The following is a 6,486-nucleotide window of genomic DNA, read 5'->3' on the forward strand; positions in this document are numbered from 1 at the left end:
CATCTCCGCTCTCCCCGGCGAAAGCCGGGGTCCAGATCGAACCCCGAACGCCGATCGCGCTCGGCCAGGCGCGTAGGCGCATCATCCCCAGAGGCTCAGGCTGAATCTGGGCCCCGGCTTTCGCCGGGGAGAGCGGTTCAAAAGAGCGCAGTGCAGACCCACGCAGCGTCTGAAAGGGGTGGTTAGAGGACCTTCAAGCTCAGCCCCATCCAGCGGTGTCGAGCATCTCTTTGCGTTCGTCCTCGGTGAGCAGGGCCATGCGGGCAAGAGTCCGCTTCCCCTTGGCGAGAGCGAGCACAGCTATAATGCTACTCACCAATTCGTCGTCACTCGCCAGCTGCAATTCCGCTAGCGCCCGTCCTTCCAACTCTGCCCACCCAAGTTCGTAGTTTTCGGCCAGCCAAGCTGGGATCGCTGGATTGTCGTTGCTGTGCCTAGCTTCTTCAATAGTCGCCGCGAGAGCGTAGACGTTCCAATCGGGCTGTTGCGACTGCTCAGCATAGATACGCACGATCGCTGGGATGGCAGCATATGAGGCCTCTCCTACATCGCCTTGGTGATGCAGCTCCTCCCAGAATTCATCCCACACGGCTATGTCGCCTGATGCGAGCCGCTTGAGCGCTGGCCTCGCATCATATTGCCTCCGGAAGGCGCTCTGGAGTTCGCCCCAGCGCGCGTCAGAAAGATCAATCGGAAGACGTGCCATAGGAGATCAAGACCCGAAGTCGCCTGTGTCTGCAACGGGTGGGATGCGGTCTGTATGGCTAATCGCCAAAGGCCTCTGCATCAAACGGGATGGATGGGCCTAGCGTTGCGGCAAACTTCTCACCCAAGCAAACAGAGTGGGCGAATAGTTCTTGGGCTGGCGGGTCCTTGCTGATCCACATCGCCACCAATGAGATCGAAACCGCTCCGATGTTGGACTCAGGGATCGCCCGTTCGCAGAAACAACAGATCGCCAAAAGGACCTCCTTGGATCGGAGTAACCTCTCAGTCGCGAGCATTGCCTGCAATGTCCGACTAGGGTCGGGAGCGGAAATGAGCCCACCGCCCGAAACCGGACCTTCGCAGCGCCGCGGCCCCGTCAGTCAAACACGATCACCGAGCGCGCCAGCTCGCCGCGCTTCAGCTCGTCAAACGCCGAGTTGATCTCTTCCAGCTTGATGCGGCGCGAGATCATCTGGTCCAGCTTCAGCTTGCCCGACATGTAGAAGTCCACCAGGCGCGGCATGTCGACCGGGAAGCGGTTGGAGCCCATATAGCTGCCCTGGATCTTCTTCTCGCCGAGGAAGTCGGGGCCGTGCAGCTCGATCTTGGTGCCGACCGGGATCATGCCGATGATGTTGGCGGTGCCACCCCGGCGCAGCATGCGGAACGACTGCTCGGCGGTGATCTTCAGGCCGATGGCCTCGAAGCTGTGATGCACGCCGCCGCCCGTCAGTTCCTGGACCTGCTTGACCACGTCGCCCTCGCTGGCGTCGATAAGGTCGGTGGCCCCGAACTGGCGGGCCAACTCGAGCTTGGAGGCGACGCGGTCGATGGCGATGATCCGGCCGGCCCCGGCGATGGCTGCACCGTTGACGGTGGCCAGGCCCACGCCGCCGCAGCCGATCACGGCCACGGTCTCGCCCGGACGGACGCTGGAGGTGTGGATCACCGCGCCCACCCCGGTCATCACCGAGCAGCCGATCAGGGCCGCCAGGTCGAACGGCATGTCACGGCGGATGGCCACGCAGGCGTGCTCGTGGACCAGCATCATCTCGGCGAAGGACGACAGGTTCAGGAACTGGGCCATCGGCCCGCGCTGGCCGCCGAGGTCTTCCTTGAACAGCCGCGGCTCGTCGGTCTTGGCGCGACGGGTCTCGGGGCTGATGCAGAGGTTCATGTGCCCGGTCAGGCAGACCTCGCAGTGGCCGCAATAGGGGTTGAGGCAGGTGATGACATGGTCGCCGACCTTGACCGTGCGCACTTCGGAGCCGACGGCCTCGACGATGCCGGCGCTTTCGTGGCCCAGCACGGCTGGCAGGGGGTGGGAGTAGGAGCCCTCGACGAAATGCAGGTCGGAATGGCAGACGCCGGCGGCCTTGGTGCGGATCAGCACCTCGCGCGGGCCCGGCTTGCCGATCGACACGGTTTCGATTTCGAGGGGCTTGCCCACCTCGCGCAGCACGGCCGCCTTCATACGCTGTCTCCCGCCAGTTTTGCGGGGAGTCTATCGCCCCGCACGGGGCCAGCGGAAGGGGCTATTCGAACAAATGTTCGACGCCGGTCTAGGCCGCCAGGGACGCCGGGCGTTCGGGGATGATCTGGTCGACCGACAGCAGCACGGTCATGCCGGTGTCCGAGGTGATCACGGCCGAGACCAGGGGCGAGTTCTCCTCGCCCAGTGACGGCGGCAGGTTGATCTGGTCGGCATTGACGATGAAGCTGTCGCAGACCGCATCCACCAGCAGGCCGGCGACGTCCTTGCCGCTCTCGATGACGATGATGACCTGGCGGGGGCCGTCGACGGCAATGCCCTTGCCGAGGCGTTCGGACAGGTCGATGACCGGCATGACCTGACCGCGCAGATTGATTACGCCGCGCACATAGGGCGGGGCATCGGGCAGCTGGGTCGCCGGGGTGACGCCCCGGATCTCGCGGACGGAGTTGACCGGCACGCAATAGGTCTGGGTTCCGACCTCGAAGGAGAGGACCTGAAGCGCTTCGCCCATCTTGAACGCAACGTTGCTGGTCATGGAAGACTCCGCCTGTTGACCTGTCGTTCAGCCCGCACGGGACGACTGACCAGGGCATCCTGCGGCCAATTGGTGAACAAACCGGTGCTGACCGTGGGCCTTTTCGTTCAGCTACGGTTCAGCCAGCGGGCGCCAAGGTCCTTCCAACAGATCAGCACGCCCGTCGCCGACGGGCTTTCGACAGGGGAATGGGGCATGGCCCGGAAGATCATCACGATTGTCGGTCGCGTCGCCGCCGGGCTCGCCGCCCTGTCCATGGTTGCCTCGGCCGGGGCCGCATCGGCGGACTCCCGCGGGCGCCACTATGACCGCCACCACAGCCGTCACCATGACCGCGGCGGCGACATTGCCGGGGCGGCCATCGTCGCCGGGGTCATCGGCCTCGCCATCGGCGCGGCCATCGCCAGCGACGACAACGACCGTTACGACCGGCCGCGCAAGGTCCGGACCTATGCGCCGCCGCCCCCGCCCTATGGCTACGGCTATGGCTACGCGCCCCGGCCCTATTATGACGACTATGGCCGCGACTGCTGGACCACCCGCGACTACGACCGGCGCAGCGGCGCGGTCTATGAGCGGACCGTCTGCCGCTAGGCGGGCACCGGCAGCTGCAGGTCTGGGCCTGAATCAAGCTGCTGATCTAAAATCTGTTTTCAGACGCTCCGGCCTCCGGACGGATCTGAACAGCAAGTCGACGTCCTGTCCCTCGGTGAGCGGGTGACGGGAAGCCGGGGCCGGATCCCTGCGATCCGGTCCTGCGAGGCCGGTCCCCCGGCCGCGCCTCGCCCAAGCCCCGGAGCCCCCGCTCCGGGGCTTTTCGCTGGTCGGAACAGCCCGCTTGCGATGAGAACAAAAATAGAACATTGTGGCCACCTCAAGGGAGGGCCAGACCATGTCCATCGCCAGTGTTTCGCTGCCGTCGTCCAGTTCGGTGCTGTCCGGCGCGCTTGCCGGAAGGGCCGACCGGGGCCTGGCGACCGAGGATCGCATGGAGATTGCCGAGGCGGTGCTGGCGGGGGCCTGGCGCACCCTGCGGGCGGCCGGCTTTCACGAGGCCGAGGTCCAGGCCCTGTTCGACCAGATCGCTGACCGGCCCGAAGACCTGGCCCGCCGGCTGCGCAAGATGGCCAACGCCGCCGGCTAGGAGGTTACCGGTCAGGCGCGACATTTCGGCGCATCCGGGCAAGGGCCGGGGCCGTAACTGGGAATGACCGTCGCCGCCGTGTTCCGCCCTTCAGGGCGGAGCAGGGCCCCGGCGCTCCCGCCGGTCCGTCCCCAAACCAACGGCGGGCAAGCCGCGGCGCCCCTCGCCGTCACTCCACCACGGCGAAGGGGCGTCGATGGTCGCGCCGGTGCCGGGCCATGTTCCGATCCGATGGAACGTCAGACCGGAAAGAGCCCTAGCCCTGGATGATCTTGAAGCTCGTCGGGGCCTGGGCGGACGCGTCGGCAGCCGGTGCCGCGGCCGGGGTCGGGGCCTGGGGAGCAGCGACGGCCTGGCGCTGGAACTTCAGGCTGCGACCTTCGAAGTCGGCGCCCGTTTCCATGGCCAGTTGCTCGTGGGTGATGTCGCCTTCGACCCGCGACGTCCCGAACAGGCGCACGGCCTGGGCGGTGACGGCCCCCTTCACATGGCCATGGACCTCGATGGCCTGGGCCGCCACCGCGCCTTCGACGCGGGCGTTCGGACCCAGGATGAGCTTGCCCACCCGGATGTCGCCGACCACGACGCAGTCGAGATGCAGTTCGCCGTCACCGAGAACGTCGCCCCGGATGGTGACGCCCTGGGCGATCATCGAGGCCGGCTTCGGCCGGGCCGGCGGGACCGGTGCCGCCGACGGCATGGGCAGGGGGGTGTCCTGCATCAGCGGGGTCATGGTCTGGGACATGGCCGTGGACGGGGCGGTGTCTTTTTTCTTGGCGAACATCGGTGGGCGACCTTGTTTCGAAATGGCTCGTCGAGCCTTCCCACCAGCAAGTCGCGCGCCGGAACCGGCCCCGGCCGTCAGGTCTGGTCGTGGATGCGGACCACGGGGCGGTCGTCACCGGCAGCCAGCTCTTCGTGCCACTGGCCCCTGGTGTCTTCATAGACGATACCCGTCGTCTCGCCGGGCCGCTGCTGCTCGGTCGCAACGCGCCGGGCCGCAGCCAGCGCCGCCTCATGACTGGGGAAGGTCTCGGAGAGGACGTCGTCCAGCCTGTAGGCCCAGCCGCCGTCATGTTCGACGATGTCATAGGTGATCTCGGTCATGGCGGGCTCCGGCGTCGGTGTGGCGCAATAACGGACCGGCGGGCCGCGCGGTTCCGCTCCGTTTGCCTTGCCGGATCCTTCGGCGAGGCCGATGAAGGCGCTTCGGCGCGTCACGCCGTGTCAGGAGCCCTGGCCCCGTGCTGTATCTGATCCTGAAGGCCGCCCTGTCGGGCGTGATCATCGCAGCGGTGTCGGAGATCGCCCGTCGCTCGCCGGGGTTCGGGGCGCTGGTCGCCTCGCTGCCGCTGATCTCGATCCTGGGGATGATCTGGCTATGGCGCGACACCCGCGACGTCATGCGCATGGCCAGCCATGTCGAGGCGACCTTCTGGTACGTCCTGCCGTCCCTGCCGATGTTCCTCGTCGTCCCGGCCCTGCTGCGCCGGGGGCTGGGCTTCTGGCCCGCCCTGCTGGCCGGCTGCGTCCTGACGATCGGGCTCTATGGCGCGATGATGACGGTGGGGCCGAGGTTCGGGCTGAAGCTGTAGGGGGCGGCCAGCGCCCGCCCGTCTCGGGCGTTCGCGATGTCAGGTTTCGGGGCGCGGGCTTTGGTCTGCTCCCGACCCTAGTCGGGCGTACAGTTGAGTCCCGTTGACGCCTGATCGGAAGCGCGGTCCGTAGGCGGCATGAGAAAGCCCCTTGTGGTCCTCGCTGCGCTCGCAAGCTTCGTTCTTACGGCCTGTTTTGTGGGAGACGAGAACGCGGTGAAATGGGCCAGTCGGCGGGAGATTGTCGACGCGGCGGCGCGTTGCGGTGTTCCAAACTTCCGACCGACGAAAGCTGGCGATGCGTGGGCCGCCTATGTGGAGGGCGAGGACCCTGATCGCGGCCCGAAGGGAAACTGCATTTATGCAGACCTCAAAAGCCAAGGGAAAACAGCCACAAGATAAGGGCAGCTTCCCACCCGTCTCAGACCTCAGCAGCGTCTCCATTTCGGCCTCTCATGACGTGGCAGACATGACCGTTCGAGTGGTACCAGCCGTCCGGTCGGTTGGCGTCCTCAGAGGGAACGCCTGGCCGTGTTCCGTTCGGACAGGGTGAAACCTCTCACCCTCCCCTCCCGGCCTCCGCCGGGACGGGCCCCAAGCTTTCTCCAAGAGAGGGGGGCCATGAATGTGCGCTCAAGCTCGAAAGCCGACCTCGCGCGGTCGGTGCGAACCTTAGATCTCCTGGAAGCTGCTGTATGCACGGCGCGCCCCTTCCCCCTCAATCCCCTTTCCCGAATGGGCATATCCTTACCGCGATCCCAGCAAAATCAACGCCCTGACCCCCACCTCCAGCGTGACGATCAAAAACCTGTCCGCCCCCTCTGAACCGGCCCCATAATTCGCCTCGTCCCGTCCCTGGGGAGGCCGTCCAGCTGGCGACCTGACGGGGGGCGGGAGTGGTCGAGCGGGTCGCGCTCGTCGGTGGGTCTTGGATGACCGCCGCTCGCAACGGATCTCCACCGGGCTCCCTGAAAAACCGGGACGAAGGCGAGAAACCCGCGAGGGTCCC

At 66.4% G+C, this 6,486-nt stretch carries 8 protein-coding genes; 3 read left to right on the forward strand and 5 right to left on the reverse strand.

Annotated features, from left to right (window positions below; genetic code table 11):
* Positions 1-199: 199 nt before the first annotated feature.
* The 3 genes from DBR10_RS04130 to DBR10_RS04140 all read right to left on the reverse strand — a co-directional run bounded on the left by DBR10_RS04130 (position 200) and on the right by DBR10_RS04140 (position 2,738).
* On the reverse strand, positions 200-706 hold the full coding sequence (locus tag DBR10_RS04130) for a hypothetical protein (RefSeq protein WP_108490665.1): 507 nt from the start codon (positions 704-706) through the stop codon (positions 200-202).
* 378 nt (positions 707-1,084) lie between these two features.
* Positions 1,085-2,182 carry a Zn-dependent alcohol dehydrogenase gene (locus DBR10_RS04135; protein ID WP_108505606.1) on the reverse strand — a complete coding sequence of 366 codons (1,098 nt, stop codon included), beginning with the start codon at positions 2,180-2,182 and terminating at the stop codon, positions 1,085-1,087.
* 88 nt (positions 2,183-2,270) lie between these two features.
* Positions 2,271-2,738, reverse strand: a complete 468-nt coding sequence (locus DBR10_RS04140) for a chemotaxis protein CheW (RefSeq protein WP_108505607.1) — start codon at positions 2,736-2,738, stop codon at positions 2,271-2,273.
* A gap of 195 nt (positions 2,739-2,933) precedes the next feature.
* Here DBR10_RS04140 and DBR10_RS04145 point away from each other — a divergent pair, with 195 nt between their 5' ends.
* Entirely contained in the window at positions 2,934-3,332 is a 399-nt protein-coding gene (locus DBR10_RS04145; protein ID WP_108505608.1) for a hypothetical protein, read from the forward strand.
* 298 nt (positions 3,333-3,630) lie between these two features.
* Positions 3,631-3,882, forward strand: a complete 252-nt coding sequence (locus tag DBR10_RS04150; protein ID WP_233243261.1) for a hypothetical protein — start codon at positions 3,631-3,633, stop codon at positions 3,880-3,882.
* Between the two features lie 256 nt (positions 3,883-4,138).
* Here DBR10_RS04150 and DBR10_RS04155 read toward each other — a convergent pair whose 3' ends face one another.
* Together DBR10_RS04155 and DBR10_RS04160 are read right to left on the reverse strand one after the other, a co-directional pair.
* Complete coding sequence (locus DBR10_RS04155; RefSeq protein WP_108505609.1) at positions 4,139-4,666, reverse strand: bactofilin family protein; 528 nt, start codon at positions 4,664-4,666, stop codon at positions 4,139-4,141.
* 77 nt (positions 4,667-4,743) lie between these two features.
* Positions 4,744-4,989, reverse strand: coding sequence for a DUF2188 domain-containing protein (locus DBR10_RS04160; protein ID WP_108505610.1), 246 nt, complete (start codon positions 4,987-4,989; stop codon positions 4,744-4,746).
* Positions 4,990-5,126: 137 nt separating this feature from the next.
* On the opposite strand from DBR10_RS04160, the gene DBR10_RS04165 reads away from it, so the two are divergent.
* A complete protein-coding gene (locus tag DBR10_RS04165; protein ID WP_108505611.1) occupies positions 5,127-5,477 on the forward strand; it encodes a DUF3147 family protein in 351 nt (116 codons plus the stop codon).
* Positions 5,478-6,486 lie beyond the last annotated feature (1,009 nt).

The sequence above is a fragment of the Caulobacter sp. HMWF025 genome (assembly GCF_003060965.1).
Lineage (GTDB): Bacteria > Pseudomonadota > Alphaproteobacteria > Caulobacterales > Caulobacteraceae > Caulobacter.

Excerpts from the sequence above, each read along its gene's own strand:
- DBR10_RS04140 (WP_108505607.1), bottom strand. The coding sequence starts at position 2,738 with ATGACCAGCAACGTTGCGTTCAAGATGGGCGAAGCGCTTCAGGTCCTC.
- DBR10_RS04135 (WP_108505606.1), bottom strand. The coding sequence starts at position 2,182 with ATGAAGGCGGCCGTGCTGCGCGAGGTGGGCAAGCCCCTCGAAATCGAA.
- DBR10_RS04145 (WP_108505608.1), top strand. The coding sequence starts at position 2,934 with ATGGCCCGGAAGATCATCACGATTGTCGGTCGCGTCGCCGCCGGGCTC.
- DBR10_RS04130 (WP_108490665.1), bottom strand. The coding sequence starts at position 706 with ATGGCACGTCTTCCGATTGATCTTTCTGACGCGCGCTGGGGCGAACTC.
- DBR10_RS04150 (WP_233243261.1), top strand. The coding sequence starts at position 3,631 with ATGTCCATCGCCAGTGTTTCGCTGCCGTCGTCCAGTTCGGTGCTGTCC.
- DBR10_RS04160 (WP_108505610.1), bottom strand. The coding sequence starts at position 4,989 with ATGACCGAGATCACCTATGACATCGTCGAACATGACGGCGGCTGGGCC.
- DBR10_RS04155 (WP_108505609.1), bottom strand. The coding sequence starts at position 4,666 with ATGTTCGCCAAGAAAAAAGACACCGCCCCGTCCACGGCCATGTCCCAG.